The sequence below is a fragment of the Corallincola platygyrae genome, from assembly GCF_039544265.1.
Taxonomy (GTDB): domain Bacteria; phylum Pseudomonadota; class Gammaproteobacteria; order Enterobacterales; family Neiellaceae; genus Corallincola; species Corallincola platygyrae.
Genome location: NZ_BAABLI010000007.1, coordinates 113,092 through 135,640 on the forward strand (window position 1 = coordinate 113,092; position 22,549 = coordinate 135,640).

22 protein-coding genes are annotated in these 22,549 nt (G+C 49.6%); 9 read left to right on the top strand and 13 right to left on the bottom strand.

Features of this window, described 5'->3' with window-relative positions:
• The first annotated feature begins 3 nt into the window (after positions 1 to 3).
• The 6 genes from ABEA14_RS04920 (at position 4) to ABEA14_RS04945 (ending at position 3,487) form a co-directional block, all read left to right on the top strand.
• Complete coding sequence (locus ABEA14_RS04920) at positions 4 to 636, top strand: thioredoxin family protein (protein WP_345338761.1); 633 nt, start codon at positions 4 to 6, stop codon at positions 634 to 636.
• A gap of 335 nt (positions 637 to 971) precedes the next feature.
• The gene (locus ABEA14_RS04925; protein ID WP_345338762.1) at positions 972 to 1,394 is read left to right on the top strand and encodes a hypothetical protein; all 423 of its coding nucleotides are present in this window, start codon (positions 972 to 974) and stop codon (positions 1,392 to 1,394) included.
• 105 nt (positions 1,395 to 1,499) lie between these two features.
• Positions 1,500 to 2,069, top strand: coding sequence for a riboflavin biosynthesis intermediates N-glycosidase (gene ybiA, locus ABEA14_RS04930; protein ID WP_345338763.1), 570 nt, complete (start codon positions 1,500 to 1,502; stop codon positions 2,067 to 2,069).
• Between the two features lie 90 nt (positions 2,070 to 2,159).
• Positions 2,160 to 2,591 carry a hypothetical protein gene (locus tag ABEA14_RS04935; RefSeq protein WP_345338764.1) on the top strand — a complete coding sequence of 144 codons (432 nt, stop codon included), beginning with the start codon at positions 2,160 to 2,162 and terminating at the stop codon, positions 2,589 to 2,591.
• Complete coding sequence (locus ABEA14_RS04940; RefSeq protein ID WP_345338765.1) at positions 2,569 to 3,045, top strand: tetratricopeptide repeat protein; 477 nt, start codon at positions 2,569 to 2,571, stop codon at positions 3,043 to 3,045. The genes ABEA14_RS04935 and ABEA14_RS04940 overlap by 23 nt, the downstream gene beginning before the upstream one ends.
• A gap of 55 nt (positions 3,046 to 3,100) precedes the next feature.
• Positions 3,101 to 3,487, top strand: a complete 387-nt coding sequence (locus tag ABEA14_RS04945; RefSeq protein ID WP_345338766.1) for a hypothetical protein — start codon at positions 3,101 to 3,103, stop codon at positions 3,485 to 3,487.
• Between the two features lie 82 nt (positions 3,488 to 3,569).
• On the opposite strand, the gene ABEA14_RS04950 is transcribed toward ABEA14_RS04945, so the two are convergent.
• Both ABEA14_RS04950 and ABEA14_RS04955 read right to left on the bottom strand, forming a co-directional pair.
• Complete coding sequence (locus tag ABEA14_RS04950; protein WP_345338767.1) at positions 3,570 to 4,835, bottom strand: esterase/lipase family protein; 1,266 nt, start codon at positions 4,833 to 4,835, stop codon at positions 3,570 to 3,572.
• 254 nt (positions 4,836 to 5,089) lie between these two features.
• Entirely contained in the window at positions 5,090 to 6,316 is a 1,227-nt protein-coding gene (locus ABEA14_RS04955) for a peptidoglycan DD-metalloendopeptidase family protein (protein ID WP_345338880.1), read from the bottom strand.
• Between the two features lie 315 nt (positions 6,317 to 6,631).
• Between ABEA14_RS04955 and yfcE the strand changes: the two genes are divergently transcribed.
• Both yfcE and ABEA14_RS04965 read left to right on the top strand, forming a co-directional pair.
• On the top strand, positions 6,632 to 7,180 hold the full coding sequence (yfcE, locus tag ABEA14_RS04960) for a phosphodiesterase (RefSeq protein ID WP_345338768.1): 549 nt from the start codon (positions 6,632 to 6,634) through the stop codon (positions 7,178 to 7,180).
• Positions 7,181 to 7,280: 100 nt separating this feature from the next.
• Positions 7,281 to 7,868, top strand: a complete 588-nt coding sequence (locus ABEA14_RS04965) for a hypothetical protein (RefSeq protein WP_345338769.1) — start codon at positions 7,281 to 7,283, stop codon at positions 7,866 to 7,868.
• A 315-nt stretch (positions 7,869 to 8,183) separates the two neighbouring features.
• On the opposite strand, the gene ABEA14_RS04970 is transcribed toward ABEA14_RS04965, so the two are convergent.
• The 10 genes from ABEA14_RS04970 to ABEA14_RS05015 form a co-directional block, all read right to left on the bottom strand.
• Positions 8,184 to 8,741: a TFIIB-type zinc ribbon-containing protein gene (locus ABEA14_RS04970; protein ID WP_345338770.1), complete on the bottom strand. Its 558-nt coding sequence runs from the start codon at positions 8,739 to 8,741 to the stop codon at positions 8,184 to 8,186.
• Positions 8,742 to 8,781: 40 nt separating this feature from the next.
• Entirely contained in the window at positions 8,782 to 9,483 is a 702-nt protein-coding gene (locus tag ABEA14_RS04975) for a phospholipase D-like domain-containing protein (protein ID WP_345338771.1), read from the bottom strand.
• Between the two features lie 6 nt (positions 9,484 to 9,489).
• A complete protein-coding gene (locus ABEA14_RS04980; protein ID WP_345338772.1) occupies positions 9,490 to 14,853 on the bottom strand; it encodes a DNA repair ATPase in 5,364 nt (1,787 codons plus the stop codon).
• Between the two features lie 191 nt (positions 14,854 to 15,044).
• On the bottom strand, positions 15,045 to 17,105 hold the full coding sequence (locus ABEA14_RS04985; RefSeq protein WP_345338773.1) for a hypothetical protein: 2,061 nt from the start codon (positions 17,103 to 17,105) through the stop codon (positions 15,045 to 15,047).
• Between the two features lie 94 nt (positions 17,106 to 17,199).
• Entirely contained in the window at positions 17,200 to 17,835 is a 636-nt protein-coding gene (locus ABEA14_RS04990) for a hypothetical protein (RefSeq protein WP_345338774.1), read from the bottom strand.
• A 282-nt stretch (positions 17,836 to 18,117) separates the two neighbouring features.
• A complete protein-coding gene (locus ABEA14_RS04995) occupies positions 18,118 to 18,738 on the bottom strand; it encodes an HAD family hydrolase (RefSeq protein WP_345338775.1) in 621 nt (206 codons plus the stop codon).
• Between the two features lie 91 nt (positions 18,739 to 18,829).
• Positions 18,830 to 19,123 (bottom strand): DUF3081 family protein, encoded by a 294-nt coding sequence (locus ABEA14_RS05000; RefSeq protein ID WP_345338776.1) that lies wholly within the window; start codon positions 19,121 to 19,123, stop codon positions 18,830 to 18,832.
• 74 nt (positions 19,124 to 19,197) lie between these two features.
• Positions 19,198 to 19,608 (bottom strand): thiol-disulfide oxidoreductase DCC family protein, encoded by a 411-nt coding sequence (locus tag ABEA14_RS05005; protein WP_345338777.1) that lies wholly within the window; start codon positions 19,606 to 19,608, stop codon positions 19,198 to 19,200.
• Complete coding sequence (locus tag ABEA14_RS05010) at positions 19,608 to 20,105, bottom strand: DUF3429 domain-containing protein (protein WP_345338778.1); 498 nt, start codon at positions 20,103 to 20,105, stop codon at positions 19,608 to 19,610. Before ABEA14_RS05010 ends, ABEA14_RS05005 begins: the two co-directional genes overlap by 1 nt.
• Before the next feature lie 137 nt (positions 20,106 to 20,242).
• Complete coding sequence (locus ABEA14_RS05015; RefSeq protein ID WP_345338779.1) at positions 20,243 to 20,563, bottom strand: hypothetical protein; 321 nt, start codon at positions 20,561 to 20,563, stop codon at positions 20,243 to 20,245.
• Positions 20,564 to 20,752: 189 nt separating this feature from the next.
• On the opposite strand from ABEA14_RS05015, the gene ABEA14_RS05020 reads away from it, so the two are divergent.
• On the top strand, positions 20,753 to 21,283 hold the full coding sequence (locus tag ABEA14_RS05020) for a DUF2058 domain-containing protein (protein WP_345338780.1): 531 nt from the start codon (positions 20,753 to 20,755) through the stop codon (positions 21,281 to 21,283).
• A gap of 79 nt (positions 21,284 to 21,362) precedes the next feature.
• Here ABEA14_RS05020 and chrA read toward each other — a convergent pair whose 3' ends face one another.
• The gene (gene chrA, locus ABEA14_RS05025; protein ID WP_345338781.1) at positions 21,363 to 22,529 is read right to left on the bottom strand and encodes a chromate efflux transporter; all 1,167 of its coding nucleotides are present in this window, start codon (positions 22,527 to 22,529) and stop codon (positions 21,363 to 21,365) included.
• Positions 22,530 to 22,549: the final 20 nt, after the last annotated feature.

Genomic DNA, 22,549 nt, shown 5'->3' on the forward strand with positions numbered 1-22,549 from the left:
CCCATGTTTAAGCGATACAAGAGCACTTTTTCAAAAACAATGTTAAAAACAGCCACGCTTGTACTGGCGATGATCAGCACCCCATTTGCACTGGCCGCGGTTAAACCGGGCCAGGCTGCACCGGATTTCGAGTTACAAAGCGCCAGCGGCGAGACTGTGAAGCTCTCAGACTATAAAGGCAAATACGTGGTACTGGAGTGGACCAATCACCAATGCCCGTTTGTCGTAAAGCACTATGATTCTGGCAATATGCAGGGCCTGCAAAAGCAGTACACTAAAGATGATGTGGTTTGGCTGTCGGTGATCTCTTCCGCCCCCGGCAAACAGGGCAATGTGTCAGGCAGCGAAGCGATGGAACTGACCAAGAGCCGTGATGCCGCCCCCACCCACGTACTGCTTGATGGCAGCGGCGATGTCGGTAAAGCCTATGGCGCCAAAACCACACCGCATATGTACGTGATCACCCCTGAAGGTCAACTGGCCTATATGGGCGCTATCGATAGCATCAAGTCCACCGACCCGGCTGATATTCCAAAAGCCGATAACTACCTGCAGCTGGCGATGGCAGACTTAAGCCAAGGCAACACAGTAGGTAAACCACTGACCAAGCCTTATGGTTGCTCAGTCAAGTACTAAGCCTTTCTGAAACTGCCGCTCAGAAATGGGCGGCAGTCGTCCCCAGCCCCACTTCAAATGCACAGACCTAACCTAAGCCCTGAACAGATCTCAGTCGATTAACACAAGACTAATCAGATTCTCGGTTCGATACGGAAAGAGATTTCTTTGTCCTCCACGAATGAGAGCCAAATTCTTCTTTCATATTTCAAGACAAGCTGCATCAGCATAAAGCTGTGATTTAAGACGTTGATATATCGTTACTTAGCTCGCTATAGTGGGCAAATAATCAAAGGCAGGAGGCTGTTGTTTAGGCAGCTTTCAGCCTAATACGCGTTATGTCTAAAGGGATTTTTATGAGTTCGATTATCAGTGGATTCAAGTTTGGTATTGGGTTACTACTGGCTTCATTCGTTGCCGTAGGAGTGTATGTTGGCGGCGCGTTTGCGTTGGAGTTCATCTCTGAAAGTTGTACGGAAGAAACATACAGCCCGGATGTCACTGTCACCACTATCAACCACTGGAAATCAGAAGGTAGCGCCAGCCCCAAGCTAATGATTGTTGGCGAGGTTGCCAATAACTCAGACATTAAATGGAGTAGTCTGGAAATTGCCTACGTGCTCAAGGACGGTGAAAACAAGTTTCTAAAGCGCTGTTCAGAAATTCTCTACTATCCAAAGTTAGAGAATGGGCCGGTCAACTTTGAAGTCAAGTGCTTCGATCCGCCTTCAAATTTGGACGGTTTCACATATGAACTTGAGCTTTATGGGCGGTATTAAACATACAATGCAAATCACTAACTCGGCGCTACGCTCCTCAAGGACAAAGACCACTGGATGGCAAGCTGCTGTCCTTTACCCGTGGCTGGACGTTAAGCTTCATTTATGGACAAGATATTGAAAATCAGAGCAGTAGAAGAATTAAGAGACTTCATTAATCACGGACATAAGGTCAAGTACATCTTGTTCTGGGGGCATAGGAAGCCGAAATCGGGTGTCTCTAAGTCATGCTTTAGCCAGTGGTATGAGTCAAGCTTCGAGAAAAATGGCGTTACTTATAGAACTGCCGAGCACTTCATGATGGCGAGCAAAGCAGAACTTTTCGGAGATGAAGAAGCCCGCTTAAAAGTAGTTTCCGCGTCTAACCCCGGCGAAGCAAAAAGCTTAGGACGTGAAGTCAGGGGGTTTGATGAAGCACTGTGGAACAAACATCGTTTCAATATCGTTGTCGAAGCAAATTTACTCAAATTTTCCCAGAACCCAGAATTATCCCAGTTTTTATTAGGCACTGGCGAAAGAGTATTGGTTGAAGCAAGCCCCGTAGATAGGATTTGGGGAATCGGGCTTGCGGCGGACGATAATGCTGCTGAGAACCCGAACTTATGGCGAGGTCTAAACTTACTTGGATTTGCATTAATGGAAGTTAGATCTCGGCTCGCCGAAAATGACGCCTAACAAGTTGCGCAAATTCACACTGGCCGCTGAAAATCGACGCCTCCGCAGGCTAGGCTTCGCCAGTCCCTTCGCAAGGCGCTAGCTTTCCTTATGGATATAGATAGATCTGAAAAAACGCGAAGCACTTTAGGCTATATGTTTGTTGCTTGTTTCGGGGTTGGGCTTGGCCTGTATTTACTGACATTCATTCTGGTTCAGTACGGCCACCATCCCGAGAGCTACGGGTATTTCGACTTATTTAAACTGTCGTTGGGGCTGTCGCTAATCACCAGTCTAGCTAGCTTTCTAATCGCGATGGTTTTGTTAGTTCCTTTTTACAAACTGACAAGCCACTATCGTTTCGTTAGTTATTCCAGTATGGCTTTTTGTGGTGCATTGCCAGGTTTTGCTTTCTACCTGTATGAGTCGAATAGGTTTTATCTCTGTTGCATATTTATCGGCATGCTCATTGCGCTGTCATTCACCAAGCTAAAGGCTACACGCACCTCTAAACGGAATTATGGAAGAAAGTACGAAGAATAAAATTCTTAAGCTATACGATGATGGAGAGCTTGAAGAGCTTCATGAAATCCTTGCGCCTTATGTCGCCAATGGTGAGCCTTTCGCGCTTCATATAAATGCCAGTTTTAGTTTGGCTGGTTCGATGGAAACTGAAGCGGAGTACTCTAAAAGATACGTAGAGCAAATGAAGAAAGCTTCAGAAGGTGGTATTGCTGCAGCTTCTTACCGAATGGGTGTAAATCATCTGTATGGTGACGATGTGAAACAGGATTATAAACTAGCGTCCATGTACTTTGAGAGGGCGATTGCTCAAGGCGATTCATACACGAAGTTTACATATGGTTTTAGCATCTACTATGGAACAGATGAAAATCCCCAAGATAAAGTTCGAGGGCTCAAACTAATGCAAGAAGCTGCCGCAGAGGGTATCGAAAAGGCGGCTCGGGAGTTGGAGCTGATTAGTAAATCGCAGTAAAGCATAAAAAACTATCCGCATTAGTTGCTCGCATGTTCGCAGAGGTGTTACTGGTATGAGTTCAAATCGAATCGCCATAGTATTATCTGAAAACGAAATCGAGATAAAGAATCTCGCCGCCCAAATGCATGTTTGGATTGCTGGAACGAAATCGAATGTGAAAGTGGTGAAAGCTCTTTGGAAGAGTTCACTGCCGAGCCAACTAACACAAACATACTTTGATATTTCCTCAGACTCATCAAAGGAAGAGCAGTGCATTGGCGCAATAGATCAAGTAGATGCACACCATTGCACAGCTTTTGGCACTGAATCGTGGTCAGAAATACAAGTTCATGGCACACCTCTAACGCAGCGACTTTCAAATGAATTTGAAATGTTTGGCAATGTAGCAATCAAAAGAACAGATTATGGCTTCACAGTGCATAGACAGAGTCAAACATAACCCAGCAATGGAAGCCGCCAACTCTTCTCTACGCTCTTCGAGAACAACAAACACTACGCCACCCAACCGCCACCTTAACAAACTACTCCTCCAGCCAGTTCATCAAGCGTCGAGTGACATCAGGATGACTAAGCAGCTCCATGTGCGTCATTTGGAAAGCAACCCATTGGTTCGACGGCAAAAACGCAAGCGTGCGGTCGGGGTCTTTTTGTTGACCTAATGCGCTATTAAGCGGAACCAAGCCATCACCAACCAAATGGTTGGCTAACATGCTGCGCCTGGATGCTGTGGTTGCTGCAATGCAGTAGTGGTCAATATGTTCTGTCAAAGCCACGTGCTGATGCTCATTAGGTCTGGTATCAGATCGGCGGTGAGGCTGACCATGTTGGTCCATCCAATCATCATCCACAAGGTAGCCATAACGTAGGTCCGTGATCCCAGCGCTACGTAGCTTTGTTAACCTGACAAAGGGCGCGGTATAAGGCGTTTTGTCGAGAACAACATCCACTTTGCTACCGGCTTTTTCCAACGGAGCACCATGGTGGGGCGTACCAAGATACACAATCTTGTTAACCCGCTGCAGCCAACGACATTGCTGTTGCTCCCCGTAATAGCAGGCGCTGCGTATCACCAGCCCTCCCATACTATGGGCAACCACGGCGATCTCCTTAATCTGCTCAGCAGAGTCCGAAAATAACTGCTCCAATTGCATTGATAGCTCTTTGCCGTTTTGTGAAATATGCCGACCAGAGTTGTACCGGAGATATACAGGGGTATAACCCAAATGCTCAGCCAACATCTCCCCATGGTTGACCACGGTTTCATTATCCTTGGCGTTCCATTGCAGGTCGTTCATGCACAAGCCGTGAATCATCAGCAAGATCCTTGGCGATGGATGATCGCTATGCTCTCGTGCTAAACACTCTGGCGTAAGCAACTGCCCTTGGAAGCGAAGACTCATAGGCGTCGCAAGTGGATTAGCTGATTCCTCCAGGCGATCACCTACCACACCATTTAATGTGGCAATAATCGCTTCCCGCTCGGGCGTGCTGGGTTTGTCCTTATCGATGGCATCAAAGACTGGTTGTAGTTTTTGCAGGACTGCGTCGGCACTTTTTCCAAGCAGCGTGGTGATAGCGTAAATGGAGGCATAGCTGATGCGGGTGATGCCGCGAGTCTGACCCTCTGACTTTCCCTTTGGTGCACCAACCGATCGCCACACAGATTGGTGTACACCCTCCGAGATGCGGGTCACTCCCGTGACCGCTTGGGTACCTAATAGGCTAATACCTCTGAGATCGGAAGCACGGAGATGCTTGATTAGATCCTTACTTTTCCATTTGGTCATGTTGGCTCCATGCTTGGACGGCTAGGGACTCGTTAAGGTAAAGAGCCATCGAAACGCTTACTATCAGACTAGTTCTAAAGTCCGACCAGTACACGGATATGAGTGACCCCAAGCGCAGAAAAGTTAACTTTGGCGGAATAGCGCATTCAAAAAGCGCATATGTTGATAGGCTGCTTTCACCACTAAGGCAAAGTGGATGAGGGCGAAAAGCGAGTATTGTTGACGCTAGAAATGACCCGTTTCTACGAAGAGAATCAATCTACTTCAAGCAGTTCCATCCGCTCGGCGACTAGCTTCTTGAACTGCTTTAACTCTTTGCCTGAAAGAGACTTAGCCATAGGGATATTGGCTTTCATGGCATCCACCGGACGGCCATTGATATGAAATTCGTAATGAAGGTGCGCTCCACTTACCCTGCCAGTCGCACCAGACAGCGCAATCACTTGGCCGCGGCTTACACGTTGGCCCTTGCGCACTTTGGATCTAGACAAGTGCAGATAGCGGGTGCGGTATGAGCCACCGTGGTCAATCACCACATATTTACCCGCGTAGCGGTGTTTGGCCACAAGGCTGACCACGCCATCTCCAGCAGCCAAAATCGGTGTGCCGGTTGGGGTGGCAAAGTCGGTGCCGTTGTGGGGGGCGATTCGGCCTGTGACCGGGTGTTTGCGACGCGGATTGAAGTGGTCACTGATGCGGTAACGTTTCTTCAATGGCACACGGAGAAATGCTTTGGCTAAGCCCTGCCCTTGTGCATCATAGTAAGAGCCATCGCTATGGCGGAATGCCGAAAGTTGTTTTCCACGAACTTCAATCACCACCGCCTGAATATCGGTATTGCCAGTCCGTTCGCCATCAATCAGCTGCTCGTTGCGCAGCACAAAAAAGTTATCGCCGGCGCGGAAATCGCGGCCGAATTTCACCTTCTCTTTGAATAATCCCTCGATCTGTTGAACATCACGGGCAGTTAACCCCGCAGCAGCGGCAGATTGATAAAGGCTACCATGCACTTCGCCACGCAGCGGCACTGACTGCCACTCACCATCAACCAGTATCTCGTTGTAGGTAAAATGGCTATCGCTGACACGTTCGAAACGCACCTGGCGGGAAGGATCGAAATAGAGTTCTAACGCAGTCAACTCGCGGGTGAGGTCATCGACCCAAAAGCTCAGTCGGTTGCCGGGTTTTAGCGTATCCAGCGCAAGAATCGTCTGGTCACTCTCCAGCACCTGATACATGGTTTGTTGGCTGATGCCAATTTTGGAAAAGAGGCCGCTGAGGGTATCCCCCTGGGCAATGGTCAGTTGGATATTTGGTAATTCAACATCGACGGTTTCTTCGATGATGTCGCTGACAGGCTCAGCAGCATTCTGTGTTAAAGGCAGTTCAATTGAAATCGAGATAGGTGCATCAATGGGCGAACGGCTGGACGGCATCATCACGCCTACGGCTACCAGCAGCCCCACTCCCATCAGGATCATCCGCTGTTTAGAGGAGGAATTAAATCTATCTGCCGAAATAGCCGGAGGTAATACGTCACGTAGTCGCGCTAATGATTGAGTAAGCCATTGCTGCATGATTACGTAGTGCTCCGCTCGCTGATGCTCTGAAAAATCGAGCAAGGAGCATGTCAAAGAACCGCTGGGCGGTCAAACCACACAGCATGCTTTCTAGATCTGGGGCAAATAGCGTTTAGCCAAGCAGATCTTAATTAGGCTCTTTAACCAAGCTCAACTTTCCTCTGTTAAACTTGCACTAAGCTGTTAACCAATGCATTTTCAAAGCTTGCTAACACTATGAAATTATTGATTGCCTCCGATATCCATGGCTGTGCCCACGCCACCCGCGAGTTGATGCTCTGCTTTCATCAGGATGATTTTGATTATCTGGTACTGCTGGGAGATATCCTGAATCACGGCCCACGCAATCCCCTGCCCCTTGGTTATGACCCTCAGGCCACTGCAGAGCTGTTGAATCAGGATGCGGATCGAATTATCGCCGTACGTGGTAACTGCGACAGTGAAGTAGACCAGATGATGCTGACATTTCCGATGATGGCGGATTACAACCAGTTGCTGATTAATGAGCGCCGCTGGTTTCTGAGCCACGGCCATCAATATGGGCCGGATAGCTTACCGCCACTGCGCAGTCATGACGTGTTTGTCTCAGGCCATGTGCATGTGCCAGAGATTATTCAGGGACCGCACTGCTACCTGTTGAACCCGGGATCAATCACCATGCCTCGAGGCGGACACCCGGCGACATACGCGGTTTATGATAACGAGAGGATTAGCATCCATCGTTTGGATGACGATGTTGTGGTTAATGAGTTGAAGTTAGCGTAATAACTACCTGACTTGTCTCTCTGATGGGAGATAGATCTTTTTTTGTTTGTTGACCATGTGCTACGGTCACTAACCCAATTTCAATGGAATGAGATTAGATATGGCACTACCAGATTTCGCTTGGCAAATGGATAATAAAACCTCGCTGGTATCTCCGCTGATTAGAGAAGAGTTGACCGGACAGGTTTTCCGCTTCGCTGTAACTCGCAAAGAACTTCCCACCATACGCAGGCAAGTATTCCACCAAAGCAAAGACATAGATCGCATTACCCGAGAGGAAATACTTAAAGCCTTTGATGTTATGCTGCCGGGAGACCGTACCTGCTATATTGAAGCTGTTTTGATTAAACCATTAAGTCGCCGAACGGCAGAAAGCAAAAATGGTGACTATGACCAAATTTCGGATGGCGTTTCAGCAGTAGGAGCAGCCGCTGTAGGTGGAATATCGGGCTTCTTAACTACTGTTTATACTGGCAACCCCAAAGTTGGTAAACAAGTAGGCGCAGGGGTAACTACTGGAACGGGGTATGTATTAAACAAAGCCATCAGAGATGCGCTTCCAACGCTGCATGAAAACGATGTTTTGTTCTACCTGCACGCCTATGTAAGCGGTGGCATAGGTCCTCAAGTTAGATCCAGAATGCGAATAATCAAGCCGAGTGAATACTTAAAAAACCCTTATAGGTGATGACATGATGGACATAATGCAGTGGGTATTAATGGCTCTGGCGTACTGGTTTGTAGTAGCCAAGCTAACCCCTGAACGTTACCAACATTGGGCAGGAAGAGTATTGTTTGTCTTAGGCTTGATAGCTTCCTTTGCTTTCGCAGGGAGTGGCGCCGCTGCATACACTATTACTGCGGTTTGCATAGGATCTGTGTACTCCTTCAAAACTCCCCATAGATCTCAAAGTGCCTAAAAAGCCTCCTCACCAAATCGTCTCCCATGGGAGAAGAAATCGAAAGCCCTCTCGCTTCAGAGAGGGCTTAATCTTAACTCGCTTTAACGCTTAGTCGTGTATGGGTCTGAAGCCAGCAAGTAGTCTTTTAGCTCTGCAGCGTTTTCCTGCTCTGCCAACCAATCACGTATCTCGCGCAGGCGACGATAGTTTTCAGCCCCGAACTTTTCGATATAGTGCTTCTCAAAGTTCTGCTTGGTTTTGTCTGACTTAACCTTGTCCTGCCAGTGCTGGGTTACCAGAGTGTTGAGGATGTCCGCCAGGCCGCTGGCTTTAATCAGCTCCCACTCGCCTTTATCTAACCAGATACCACCAACTGCAGCGCTGTAATCGATACGGTGTGGTACGTCAGTGGAGATTTTCAGCTTACGCATCAAGCGGCCTGAAATTGGGCAGGCAATCGCGTGTTGAGTATCCGTGGCCTCAATCTCTTCGATCATCAGATCGGACATTAATAACTGGTCCGGGTTTTCTGCCTTCCAGCCAACGAAATGTTCGGTTAGTACCCAAACCCCACCACAATAGTCGCAGACATCGGCCTTAAACAAACCATCCAGCAATTGTGGCTGCAGGCGCCCTTCGTTACAACATGTACAGTTCATGAATGCTTCCCTTTCACATATACGGAGTGCACTGCCCGGCTCAGGCAAACTGCGCCCATAAAGTTTCAAATTGTTTTTGGAACGGTTTCACCAATGATTCGCTTTGTGTTACCAGAATGTTCTCTTCGTTCTTGTCTGTGGCACTGCGGGTCCAGTTAAAACTGCCATTCAGCAAGGTGTCACCATCCACCACCATAAACTTGTGATGCATATGGTATGGCGATGTATCCATGCGCAGGTCAACCCCTTTGCGCTGCAGATAATCAACATCACTACCTGCATCATTCGCCTTGTCGTTGTCAGTTACCACGCGCACAGTGACGCCCCGTCGATGCGCCTTCAGAATGGCCTCGGTGATCCTGTCATCCGAAATAGTAAACACACAGATATCCAATGACTTCTTAGCTTGATGACACAAGTCCAGGATCTGACGCAGACAAGTATTGCCAGGGCTAAAACACGCACGCTCGACACCCTTTTTATTGCTGGTCGGTGTCGACAACGTTTTGACTACTCGCTCCAGCCAGTTCATTGTTTTTATCACGGCTTGGCTGTCACCAGGAGACTTACTGAGTTGCTCGCGGGCAATGGCAAACGCCTTGTTACGTAGAAAGCTCTGTTTCTCGCTTGGCAGTTGGGCAACAGTGGCCGCCAACGTGCGGCGCTCATCATCGTCTAATCGACCGTCAGCAAAGCTTTCAATTAGCTGGTGTTCAAGCTCGGCGATGTTTGGCTGTTCCATCGGCTGCTACTCCATTTCCTCTGTTAGCGACTTGCTACCAGATTTGGCCCCGGTTTTAGCCAGTTGGGCTTCCAGCTGACCGATATTTTTCAGCAGGATATCGATCTGCTTACTCTCGTGATTGCTAAGTTTTTGGGTTTCAGCAAACAACCGCAGCAATTCAGCGATCTGTTTTGCCATCCGCTCCAGTCCCGGGATAGGTTGATTAACTACCTCCACACGCGACAGTGACTTGGAGAACACCTTGGCAAGCACCAGAAACGCTTTGGCTGACTTATTGAATTTGGTGCGTGAAGCCGCGTGTTGCTGTTCAATGATCTCAACCTGTCGGCCGCTTGCCTCGCGTTGAGACTCGGCCAGGTTATTGAGCGCCTGAACCGTCTGAGCACCGACCTCTTTCACTCCATCCTGCTGACCGTCAATCAGAGACACCGCCTGTTTTACGCCTGCCACCAGGTCATACAGTTGAGACACCACTTGCGTGCCGGTATCAGCGTCATCACCACCCAGCGAACGGGCACGAACAAAGTCAGCTTTAATCTGCTGCCAACGCTGTGCTTCCTGCTCGCTGTGTGTATCACGCATCTCACCCAGTTTGAGCAAGTTCTCTTCGGCGCCACCGGTCAGAAGCTGCGCTTCGCCCAAGTAGTGGTCAGCAATGACTTGCTGCAGTTCGGCGTCATTCATCACGGCAGAGATTTTTTCTGCCATCTTGTTCATGTTTCGATAAGAGCCCTGCAGCTTAAAGGCAGGCTCGGTACGATATTTCTCTGCCTGAGATGCACTGACAATGTACTGCTTGTTTACCTTCAGCAGCACATCACGCACCACCATCAACTTACGCAGCACATCGAGGATCTCGTTCACCTCGGCGCCACTGTAGCTATGGCTCAGGTCATTGGTATTTAGCGTGTTAGTCTCAACCATGCTGACAAAGCGATAGAGATCTTTCATATCCCGCGTTGCCAGCGGCTGAAGCACAGCGTTTGAGGTCAGGCTGTTCTCGATATAACTGAGCGCAAACTGCTCATCCATTCCACCTAGCACTTCACCCAGGTTGTAGATATCCGCACGGTTGGCCAGCATATCTGGGATTTTGAACACCTCACCGGATTCGGTGTAAGGGTTACCCGCCATCACCACGCAGAACTTCTTGCCGCGCATATCGTAGGTTTTTGACTGGCCCTGCCAGACGCCTTCAATGCGTCGGGTACCATCACACAGCGAGATAAACTTCTGCAGAAACTCTGGATTGGTATGCTGAATATCATCCAGATAAAGCATCACGTTGCTGCCCATCTCCAACGCCAGATTGAGCTTATCCAGCTCTTGTTTGGCGGTGGCGTTAGGCGCCTGAGTCGGGTCCAGTGAATCCACTTCATGACCGAGTGACGGACAGTTGATCTTCATAAAGATCAGGCCGAGTCGGTTAGCCACATACTCCATCAGGGTGGTCTTACCGTAACCCGGTGGTGAGATCATCATCAGCAAACCCATCAGGTCGGTTCGCTTGTTCTCCCCCACGGTACCCATCTGTTTGGCCAGGTTGTCACCAATAATGGGCAGGTAAACCTCGTTGATCAGTCGGTTGCGCACAAACGAGCTAAGTGGACGTGACACAAACTCATGCAGCTTAAGCTGTTTACGGCGATCTGAGATCACCTGCTGACGCACTTCCAGATAGTGATGATACTTAGGAACAAAGTCGTCACGGTGAGACTGGTAATTCGCCAGGAAACTGTCGAGACGCAGCTTAAGCGCTTGCTGTTCGATACGTTCGTGCTCGCCCAGCAACTCATCCACGGTAAAGTTGAGATCGGCTTCGCTGTGACGACGCCCTACTCGCTCTTCAGCATTGATAATGGCCACAGCCTCAGCAATGTAAGGCGCGCAATCAGCAAGCTTATCGCCCTGGCTATCAACCATGGCAGTCAGCCAGCTCTGGGTCAGAGCCCAGCGGTCTCCGGCCAAACCTTTAAGTTGTGACAGCGCAGTTTCGAAAACTTGGAATGTTCTTCCGGTGCTTAACGCTTGTTTAAGTGAAGCGACTAAGCGATCGGCATATTTACTGGTAACAAATTCAGTGCGGTCGCGGGCCAGCTCTTCTACCAGGTATACAGCAGCCGTTCTTATCTCCAGCTCAGACGCCGGAATGGGATGCTGTTGTATGAAGGCAGACAAACAATCAGTGACTTCCTGCTGTAACAGGGTCAGCGCCTGGTTGCTGGAAAACAGGCTTTGCATGGTAACGGCAGAGCGTGCGCGCTCAACCCAGCCTTTTACTGCGTTTGATTGCTGATTGTTGGCCCAGAATACGATCGCCAGACCACGGCTCTTCGGGTCATATACCAGTAGATCCACACTGGCTTTAAGCGGCACGACGGCGGCCAGGATCCGACCGGCATCATGGTCGTGAACGCCTTTTTGATAGCCCTCTTTGTAGCGTGGTGCAGCAAACTCACGCACTTTCTTGATCAGGGCTTCCTGATCAGACACCAGCTGTCTGAGGCTTTCAGGGCTCAGGTCATCCTGATACTGCTCAGCGGCATCGAGGATCTGCCCGGCCAGATATTCAGCTCGGTATAGTGCAGGCGATTCTGACGGCAGCTCAGCCTGCCAGAAGTCACTGAGTTCAACCAAACGTTGGTCATCAACCGCCTCGAAGTAATCGGTGCCGGTCAGGTGATAATTCAGCACCTTGTTACGCGGCAGGATGGTGATATCCAACGGCTGAGTGTTAACACTGAATTTGTGGCGAGGACCCAGTTTGATGACGTTGCCGCCCTCTTCGTAGATCTCACTTTTGTCGCGAAGCGATTTAAGGGCCTGGTCTTTGCCCATTTTAAAGCGGGCATCGATGTCATCGGCTTTTACTGGGTCGTCCAGTTGCCGAAGCTGCTCGCTGATCTCGCGTACTTTAAGTACCAGCGGATCAGCTGCATAGAAGCTGTTTAGTTCGTCGGGCTCAGTAAAACGGGTGACCCGTTTTTGAATATTGGAAAGAATGCGGCCCGCGGCATCCTGCAGGTTCTGGGCTTTGCGCTGGCGCTCATCAAGCAGCGCCTGTTTTTGCGCCTCAAAACTCTCGTAAACCTCTTCCCGCTTACTGAGAATGTCGGCAAGGAATTCATCGTGTTCGCTGAATTTGCTTTCTAACTCTTCGAGTTGAACCAGCAGCCGTGTTAGCTGTTCATCGCATTTTTCTGGCGTGGTCGCTGCGCCGAGGGCGTTGGTAATGCCCTGTGAGAACAACTTGAATGACGCAGAAAACTCAGCGACAGCTTCCGCCGAACCCAGCTCTTTTTGCTTAAGACGGGCTCTTGCACGGCTTTGATTTAACTTGGCATAGACTTCTGAAATCGCTTCAACGATAGCGGTACGCTGCTGTGCATCATCGACTTTCAGGCTGGTCATCAGCTCAGAGAGCAGGTCCAGCTCCGCGGCCATTTTCTCAAGGCCAGCGACAGGCTGTTCAACAGATTGCTGAGAATCCGCCTCTGCAAGCTCGCCGTCCAGCTTGTCGAGACGGTCATGATACGGCGCGATCGCCTCGGCGCTGGAGAGGAACTCGCCCGTCTTGATCGACACCTTTTCACTGGCATCAATCAGCTGTTGCTCCATCTCGTCAATACGCGCAGTATTGATATAGCGGTAATCACGAATGGTAAGCAGGTGGCCACGTAACTGTCTTAACTGGTCCAGCGCATCAACAAACTCATCGGCGCGATGCCAGCTATCGATATTTAGGCCTTTCAGTAACGCCGACTGCTGCGCTTCTGCTTCCACCATTGCCTGCGTGGATTGCTGGCGAATGCTTTCAACCTTTTCAAACTCATCCAGCACCAGTTCACTGGTTTGGGCGATCTCTTTAAGCAACGCAGCAATGGCTTCGATCTCAGGCTTATCAAGCCAGTAATAGCTATCGAACAGCTTCAGTGAGGTTTTGCAGAGCTCGTCGTATAACCGCTCAGACACCGCTTGGTCTTCAATTGCACGACAAACTGAATAGAAATCGGAAATAGCTCTTACTAATTCGGCGTTACCGATGCGGCCGTAGAAACTGTCTCGAACCGGTGCCTGGCTGGCGTGCTCGTCACTACAGTAAGGCGTCGACCACACCTGCATTGGATGCACTCGGGTTGGCTCTTCACCTTCGGCGTAGAAGATCACCATGGTGCCATCTTCCAACAGCGCGTAACCGTGGCCCAGCAGCGGTACCTGCAGACTCTTGTTGATCAGGTTGTAGGCAAACAGCGCAACGGTGCCATCTTCTGGTTTATAGAAGATGTACATGGCGTCTTCGCCGTTGGGCGAGCGCCTGACCCGGCGGAAACGCATGCCGGTCATATCTTCATCAAACTGTTTAAGGCCAGCAGATTCCAGATAGATGCCGCCGGGGAAAATAATGCCGTGGTTTTCTGGCAGAGAGACACATGCCTGCCCCACCGCATCCTGCCGGATCACCTCTTGGGTCAGACGGTTGAAAATGAAGTAGCGCCAGGTCTCTTCTCGATAAGGCAATACTTTCAGTAGAATCAGCTGGCCGACTTCGGCGTAGAAAATCTCTGCGTCATCAAGGGATTGGGTTTGGTCGGTCACCTCTTCGGCATAGATGCCCATGCCCGATTCGGTGTTGTCTTCAACCTTGATGGTCAGATCGCCACCAATAGTTTCCACAAACAAGGTGTCGAGGATATTGATATGGGGGTGTTTGCCGTTGACTGCATCGTCGCGGCCGGTTGTCTGCCACTCAAAATCATGGCTGGGAGGCAGTGCAATGTCGCGCTCGCCGCGGTTATCTATGTAACGGATATCTTTGCCATCGGCGCTGACAGACCAGCGGAATACCCGGATATCTTCCAACCGTTCACCGATCTGGAAGCTAACCAGCAGCTTGCCATCTTTCACCACCAGCTGAGACAGACGGGTGTTTTTGTAATAGGCGTATAACTCGTGAAACTCTTTAACGAAATTAGGATCCGCTAGGAAAGTTTGCTCAAGCGCCACAGGCTCAAGATCGAACTCGTCGTTATCACGGCTGAAGTGATAAAGGGCAAACACATCTGAGGTATGTGTTTCTTTTTTAAGGCCAATAAAAACATTAAAACCAAACAGCAAGTAGTCGCCGACACGAACAATGTCTTGCGCGATACAGTTGTTTTCGGTGCGCGTTCTCAAGCGCCCGATCACCTGCATCTCTGTGCTGCCAAACTCTTCTGTACGTGCTTGGTTTAACTGATCAACTTCACCGCGGAGACGTTTACCCTGATCGGTTAAACGTTTGCGGATCACCTCGTAAGCGCCACCTTCGGTGACCGCCTGATCGACGATTTGCTGATCGGTATTGGCTGGTTGAGATTCTTGTTGCACCTGGCACCACTCCCTGTATCAATCCATGGCAGGTTTGAATAGCACCCAACAGTGTTGCGACTGACACGTCACTGTTGGGAAAAGCAAAGGGTGAACGGAGCAGCTGATTCATGCCGCAAAGCACTTTTGGCTGTGCACTGCTCCGTTGTCACCGACTCTTAGTTACCAACACTTAGTCCCTAACTCAGGGGTTAAAGCGTCTCGCTAGGCGAAGTGCTTTTCGCACTACTTACGCCTGATTTACCTGAACCAAGAGACATCACTTTGCTAAGCAGTTCCTGTACAACAGGGCTTTTACCTACCACACCTTCAATGGATTTACCCACGGTGAGAGATTTCGCAAACGAGTCAAAGAATTCACCCTGACCACCGACAATATCGATGTTGGCCTTGGCCAGTGCCGTTGCCAGCACTTCTGCCTGCTCTTTGGCGATCTCTTTATTCGCCGCAATCGAAGCCATGGCCTCTTCAAACTGTTTCTCAAGCTGCATGCGGAACTCTTCGTGACCACGGCTCTGTTCGCTCATCAGATCCATCGACTTGAACTTGTCGACCAAACCTTCTGCTTCTGCGGTTAGCTTCTCGCGGATTACCGCAGCATCGGCCATGCCCTTCTCTTTCTCGGCGGTCGCTTGCGCCAGGCCGATCTGCTCGTCACCTTTCGCCTGCGCAATCAAGCGTTCTTCGAGCACCTTGGCTTCGGCCAGACCATCTTTCTCTTTCGCTGCTGCCTGAGCTTCAATAACACGGGCTTTCGCCAAGCCTTGCTGCTCTTCACCCTGCGCCTGCGCTTCCATCTTCTGTGCCAGAACCAGAGCTTCCGCTTTACCCTCTTTCTCTAGGGCTTCCGCTTTCGCTTCCTGTACACGGGCATCGGCAAAACCTGGTGCGGCGCGTTCAGCTTCTGCACCTTCCGCCATCCGTTTCATCGCATCCGCTTTCTTCGCGGCGGCTTCAAGCTCGGCTTGGGCGATGGTGTTAATCTCAATCGCTTTGTGCTTGGCTTTGGTTTCGTCAGCTTCTGCCTGTTTAACCTGTTTCACCAGCTCTTCTTCTGCCTGGGCCTGCGCTTCCAGAATCGCGACCTGTTTAGCACGTTCGGCTTCCGAAACTTCGCGTACTTCTTTAATACGCTCTTCCTCTTCCGCTACAGTCTTCTCAACCGCTACACGTTCACGGGTAACGTTGGCGATATTTGTTCGCTCTTCTTCAAGCGCTTTTTCTTTTGCGATCTGCTCCAGTTCCACTTCACGCTCACGGGCAACCGCTTCCAGTTGCTGCGCACGTTCAACTTTCTCTTTTTCGATAACCACAGCGCGCTCACGGTTCTGCTCCGCCACTTCCACTTCACGCTTGCGGTTCTCTTCGAGGATATCCAGATCCTGTTGAGTCTTAATGCGAGCCTGTTCAGCTCTCAGGCGCTCCTCTTCAGAAACACGCTGAGTTTCCGCTTCTTCGCGCGCTTTAATGGTGGCGATTTCACGGGCTTGTTTAGCTTCGGCATCAGCCTGCTGGCGTTCCAACGCAAGCAGTGACTCTTTGGTTTCAACGTTCTTCTTGGTGATCGCCAGCTCTTCATTCCGTTCAAATTCGTTGGTTTGAACATTTTGTGCAGCGGTTAGCTCAGTGATTTTACGAATACCTTCGGCATCGAGAATATTGCTTGGATCCAGGGCACTCTTCGGCGTTTGTTCTAGGTAATCAATTGCCACGTCTTCGAGGATATAACCGTTAAGGTCATCACCAATCACTTCAACGATTTTTTCACGGAATGTCAGGCGGTCTTCGAACAGGCGCACAAACTCGATCTGTTTACCTACAGTTTTCAGCGCTTCAGAGAATTTTGCGTTAAACAGCTCATTTACCGCCGCTTTATCAGACGCACGGTCAACACCGATCGCCTTTGCCACTTTCAGCACATCTTCCTGAGTTTCATTGACTCGCAGGTAGAAGGCGACGGTAATATCAGCACGCATGTTGTCGCGACAAATCAAACCATCTCGCCCACGACGATCGACCTCCAGGGTGATCAAGGAGATCTTCATCAATTCCTTTTTATGAATGACCGGGATTACCATGCCGCCGGTAAACTTAACCTTTGGCGTAGAGCTCATGTCGTTCACAATCAGAGCTGTGCCCTGCGGTACCTTCTCGTAGAAGGCTTTGAACATCATGGCCAATACAAACAGGACGCCGACTATCGAACCGATAATCGTAAGTACGCCCATGGCAGTTGCTGAATCGAATGGCATATTGAATTTTCCTTTTCCTAAACGTGCAGTGGTTACTTATCCACGGCAAAAAACAGTGTTTGACGATCGCGTTTGTCTAACGAATCTCATCAACTCAGTTAAATAGTTCTTGTTCGGTTGTTACCTGATAGGCATGGGACTCGGGAATATAAGAGAGCACCACGACCCGGTCGCCTCGCGAAAGCTTTAATGACTCGTCGGCACGCACACGCAAAATCATGCCAGCACCGCCGTCTTCCAGCGTGGCCTCGCCAAAGGATTGGTCTACGCGGGAGGTTCTCACCACGGCAATGCTACCCACCAGATCCCTTGTTGATGGGCCATTTACCGAACGAAACAACGGCCGCAGCGGTTTGATTAGTTGGGCAGTGACAGGAATAGAGACCAAGAAAGCACCGATGGCAACACCGATACCGAGCAGCAGATTAATAAAGCCGGAAGTCAGAGGGTTAACCAGCCAAAGCATCGAGAAATAGCTGACGCTCCAACCGGTTAAAGCAATAAGCGTGAGCACAACAGTAAGGGGGACACCGCCAAGCCCCAGTCTGAATACCAGACCGGCAAAGCCTTCGACGGCGCCGACATCAGCGTCGACATCGATATCGACATCCAGAACATCAATATCGACGGTACCCAGGGCAGCAATCAGCCAGTAAACCAGCATTACACCCAATAGCACCGTATAAACAACGGTGGGAAATTGCAGAAGATTGGCAAAAAACAGTTCCATTGGTACTCCTTCCTTTCTGAGTGCATTACTTAAAGCAGTCAGATATCGGGGCAACTCCCCCGAATTTCGTCCTTCACCAGACACACCTTGTGTCGCTATGTTCGGGCATACTAATGATGTCGCTGCACGATGTCGCTTCGTCAGATCAAAGAAGCGGAACAGATCACAGTAGGCCTAATAAACATACGGTCAATATATACACCTTATGTTTACCATTATCAACATTAAGTAACTATAAAGATCTTTATTACGAAAATATTGTGGCAGATTGTGGTAGGTAATTCAGGCAAGTGCTGCGGTTAGATGGGCGAAATCTCGGCACACAACATCAGCGTCTTTGGCGTAGGCGGGTACTTCTCTCGGCGCATACAAACAGGCAACCATGCCCGCTCGTTTAGCCGCCTGAATATCGTAAAGGTAATCGCCTACGTAGAGGATCTTCTCAACCGCCAGGTGCCACTGCCTTGCAACGCGAAGTAAGGCTTCAGGATCGGGTTTTGGCGGCGCATCTTCTCTGGTGATAACGATGTCGATAGGAATTCTATTTCTGGAGACTTTCAGCTGCGCTGCGCCGTGAAAGTTGCGGGTGACGATGGCTTGGGGGACAGAACTGGCTTTCAATGAGGTAACCAGCTTTTCCGCGCCAGGTAACCAGTTTGCCTGTTCGGCATCTGCCATCTCATGCTGTTTTATCTTGGCGTGGGCATCAGCCTTTTTGATATCACAGGCTAACTTATCAACGAAGCTAAGAATGTCTTGCGATGGGGGGCAGCCTATATGCCCTCGAATAGAAGCAAAGTTGAGGCTGGACTCGACCAGAGTCCCATCCAGATCAAAGATAACGCCCTCGATCTGTTCAAGCGAAGTTTCATCTATATCTTGCCCAGGGTTAAATACCAACATGGGAAGCCTCTCGTCTATCTATCCAGTCCAAACCTGCCAGAATGCAACTGCTCGCTTAACTTTCACTTGTGCCGTTTTCCAGATGCTGATGCTAAACGCGCGAAGCACTATCACTCACATCTATTCTGTCCAGCCGGTTTAACTGCGATATAAACGTATCAAGTTTATCTTGACCGTGATAATCCAGATCATACGAATTATGAAAGTGAATTGTGGCACTGACATCACGGTTTGACACAGTGATATCATAACCATCGTACCCTGAGCTTGCTGATAGCCCTTGGTAGTCATAAACATCCATCATCGCCCCTTCTCTCTTGGCGCCCAGTTGACGGATCTTTTCGAATGCGCGTAAACAGAGGTGAATATCCAGTTCGTTCTTCATAGCATTCTCCAAACCAACTTTTGTATCTCAAATTTTTCGTCTATCAAACTTTCTGTGTATCAAGCTACTGTGCATCAAACGTGAGAATCTTGTGGTGAACCATCTGCTTTCTGGTACAAACGGCAGTAGCGTCGGTTAGCCCAAGCAGCGTACAAGCGGTCAAACAGTGGTCTTAGCCAGCTAACGCGCAACGGAGAGACAACCCATTTATAACGAGTGTGAGACCATGCCCCTAACGTTGCATTAATCCCTTTGTGCCATGCGCCATCGGCAGAGCGAAGATGAAGCACTTCAAGCGCTTGCTGCTTGGTAACGTCAGCAGGCAGGTTTCCGATGTGTATATCTTGGAAACACAAATGTTCATCAGCATGCCGCTTTAAAAACGCAATCTCTCTGCTACACATGGCACAGCGTCCGTCGTAGTAGAGGATATCGATGCCTTCTGTGGTTGGCATGCCAACCTTTGTATATCGTTCGCTACCCATCAGCTTGCACTCCAAACGGCAATACCTAAGACATGAAGCGAAGCGACAATGCCAGTCAGGTATATCCGCATTTTTGCGTATCCGGACATGGAAGGGGGTTCGCTCGGTTTGCTTGCCAACTGTGGTACCGTACCGCCGCTGTCTTCACTTGTATTCAAGCAGGCATGCTCCACAGTAATCACTAGTAGATAACCAATCAGAAGTATCCAGAGCGTTATGTAGCCCTGCCCGGCCAACAACCCTAGCCAGGCAAGCAACGCAAAAAGATTGCTGAATACCAAAATGGTAGGACGTTCAAAAGACTCCTCGGATAAGTGGATCACCCTGCCCCAGAGTGCGCCTGATAAGAAGCTTAGAATTATCGCGCTGTAGGAAGTGAACAGTGTAATCCCCGTTATTCCCAGGACCGTCAGTTCAAACATCATCATCAACAGTCCAAAAGAGAAAGGCAGAAGCCCAGCATAACCTAGGGTTCGGAATAGATTACTGGATACCATGAAGTTGACGCCTGATTTGCTTATCTAAAACTTTTACGCAAACGGCTCTGGCGGGATCAGTACTTTTGGTAGATTAGAGAGGGATGCAAGGGGGCTGAGTGCGGGGCTGAAAAACAACCCCAACCAGAAGGTGGTGATTACATCAAGGCTACAGACTTAACCACATTTGGCGTGCAAGTACCCTCAGTAATGGTATCGAGTTGCAACTTATAACGATCTCCGACACTTGGCTGACCATCAAACATGTCGTAATCGACGACATAGCGGAAATCTTCGTCAGCCTGCATTAATACATACTCGTCCTGAAGGTTGGCGACGGTGGCCTCAGTTTGCCAACTTCGGTATTCGCATGGACCACCCACCATCACTTCATTAGTACATCCAGAAACCAGAGCGACACTCATCGCTGCAAACGCGAAACCCAATAGACCTAATTTTGCTGTTCTGTTCTGACGCATTCGTGTTTTCTCTCTTCCAATGAACTCCCTGACATTGAGTATAGAAAAGACTTGTTCATCAGCTTGTTTTTCTTCATAAATCTTTTTGTATGCTAAGTTAACTGGCGATCCCGGGATGAACAAATACCTCAGGTAAAATACAATAGGCCCAATTCCTCTGGCATTTAGTTCAATTTAGTAGGGTTAAAGATGGCGTCACTCCAGGAGCAACTGCTCAAAGCCGGTCTGGGCGATAAAAAGAAAGCCCAGAAAATCAACAAACAGAAGCATCAGCAGCGGAAAGCTAAAACAGCGCAAACGGCCGAATCAAGAGAGCTGGCAGCAAAAGCTAAGCAGGAAAAGCTGGAGAAAGATCGCGAGTTGAACCTTCAGCGCAAGCAGGAAGCAGAACAAAAAGCGATTACCGCCCAAATCCGCCAAATCATTGAGACCAACACGGTCGCCACCGACAACGGTGATATGGTTTATAACTTCACCGATGGCAACAAGGTTAAGCGCCTATACACTGACGCGGCAACACATAAACAAGTCACTCTCGGTAATCTTACTGTGGTCAAACTTGACGATAGTTACCGCCTGATCCCCACCGCAGCCGCGGACAAGATCAAACAGAGAGATGAAAGCTATGTTATCTATGTGGCTGAGCAAACAGATAGCAAAGCAGAAGAGGAAGATGACCCATACGCAGATTTCCAGGTACCAGATGACCTGATGTGGTAGTTGCCTCTCGATTCAGGGGCTTCACCTAACGAAGCCCCCATACTCTTTCTTGTTAAAAACCCATTTTCAAGACAATCCGTTAGCCCCAAGGCAGCCCCATACAAACGCCAACAAGTCCACTCAATCCCACCAGTGCAACCACTGGCAATTTTAGTTTGTTCAGCAAAAAGAAACCTGCCACAACCCACGCGAAATCAACGGCAGAGAGCACTGAGCTGACAAATATAGGTTGATACAAAGCCGCCAACAACAAGCCCACAACCGCCGCATTAATGCCTGCGACAGCGCCCGCCAACACAGGCTTTTGGCTTAGCGCCTCCCAGCTGCTTTGCAGCGCCAAGACCAGCAGCAGACCGGGCGCAAAAACTGCGAATGTTGCGATGAGTGCACTTGTCACCGGCGCATCCGGAACCGCCAATGCCCCAAGGTAAGTCGCCAACGTAAACATAGGACCAGGCACCGCTTGCGCAGCAGCATAGCCGGTAAGGAACTGGGATTGGGTTAAGGTATCACCCACAGTTGCTTGCAGCAGCGGCAGAACCACATGTCCGCCACCAAACACCAAACTACCTGCCTGATAGAAATCGCTGAACAAACCCAACATCACATGGTGGTGAGCAAAAAATGGCAACAACACAAACAGTGCAGCAAACAAAGCCAGCGCAGTCCAGCGGGGGTGAATTGACTCAGCGCCCTCGTCTACCAGCTTTTGCAGGGGATCTTTCTCTCGAAGTTTAAACGCACCAATGAGCGCTGCACCAACAAGCACCCCACCCTGCGCCCATAATCCCGGCGCTATCAGCAACACCACCGCGGTAACAACACAAAGGGCTGCGGTGAGGTGGGTTTTACAGAAACTGCTGAACATCTTCATAGTCGCATCCGCTACCACAATCACGGCAAGAAGTTTTAGACCATGAATAACACCCAAAACCAAGCTGTATTGTTCAAACTCTGCCGCCAGTAACGCAAGGGCTAATAGCGTTAGAAAAGAAGGCAAGGTAAAGGCGACAAAAGCGGTAAGTCCGCCCAATAGCCCCGCCTTTTTCAGACCAATAGCAAATCCAACCTGACTGGAGCCTGGCCCAGGCAGAAACTGACTGAGAGCGATTAATCTCGCGTATGAGGCATCATCCAGCCAATTAAGCTTTTCGACAAAATGGTGACGGAAATAACCCAAATGAGCGGCTGGCCCACCAAAGCTAGTCAGCCCCAACAAGAAAAAGTGTTTAAAGATGGCGAACACAATCAACCTCAATGATCGCG